Raw genomic sequence first — 617 nt, 5'->3', positions numbered from 1 at the left:
ATCAATTATCGCAAACTATACACTTTACTTTAGTGTCAAAATTATAATAATGACAATAAATATTAAGATGCATATAACAGTAAAAAGAGTCGTATTAAAATGAAGTCGATCATTCTTGTAATTTTGATTGCAAAAATTTTATCGGCTTATGCATTAGCACCAAAGCTAAAACAGCCCAATGATAGGAACCGTGTACCTATTAATAAAACAATCCCTGCCAAAATCAAGCGAGGAGACAGATGAAAAAGAGATTTATTATAACAGGAATGATTACCCTTTTGGGAATGCTGAATCTAGCTTCAGCAAATGCAGATGTGAGCATAAGTTTCGAACCCTCATCACCTCAAGACCCAACTGTAAACTCACAACTTGCTCTATCGACACCACCTGCTCTACCGACACCACCTGCTCCACCGACACCACCTGCTCTACCAGCAGAATATCTGGAGATTATTAATCTATTAAAAAAAGGAGAAATTATTGAGCTCTTAAAAAAACAGCTTGAGTTGAAAAAAGAACAACTTTCGCAAACAGAAAAAACCTATCAAGCTATAACAAAGGGTCAGAAAACTGCACCTCAGAAAATAGACTTTTCTAGTTTTTTTCTCAAAGAACCA

The 617-nt window shown here is 35.3% G+C and carries 1 protein-coding gene and 1 pseudogene; both read left to right on the top strand.

Annotation, left to right across the window (positions count from 1 at the left end; translation table 11 throughout):
• Positions 1–99: 99 nt before the first annotated feature.
• The gene (locus tag ACFIJ9_RS08695; protein WP_375636799.1) at positions 100–243 is read left to right on the top strand and encodes a TrwH protein; all 144 of its coding nucleotides are present in this window, start codon (positions 100–102) and stop codon (positions 241–243) included.
• Positions 240–617 (top strand): annotated as a pseudogene (locus tag ACFIJ9_RS08690) (hypothetical protein); the annotation flags it as partial. The gene ACFIJ9_RS08695 and the pseudogene ACFIJ9_RS08690, both read left to right, overlap by 4 nt.

The sequence above is a fragment of the Bartonella sp. MR90HLJMH genome, from assembly GCF_042194115.1.
Classification (GTDB): domain Bacteria; phylum Pseudomonadota; class Alphaproteobacteria; order Rhizobiales; family Rhizobiaceae; genus Bartonella; species Bartonella grahamii.
The sequence above is the reverse complement of the archived record's forward strand: the minus strand, read 5'-3'. Positions and strand labels throughout refer to the sequence as shown.

Excerpts from the sequence above, each read along its gene's own strand:
- ACFIJ9_RS08695 (WP_375636799.1), top strand. The coding sequence starts at position 100 with ATGAAGTCGATCATTCTTGTAATTTTGATTGCAAAAATTTTATCGGCT.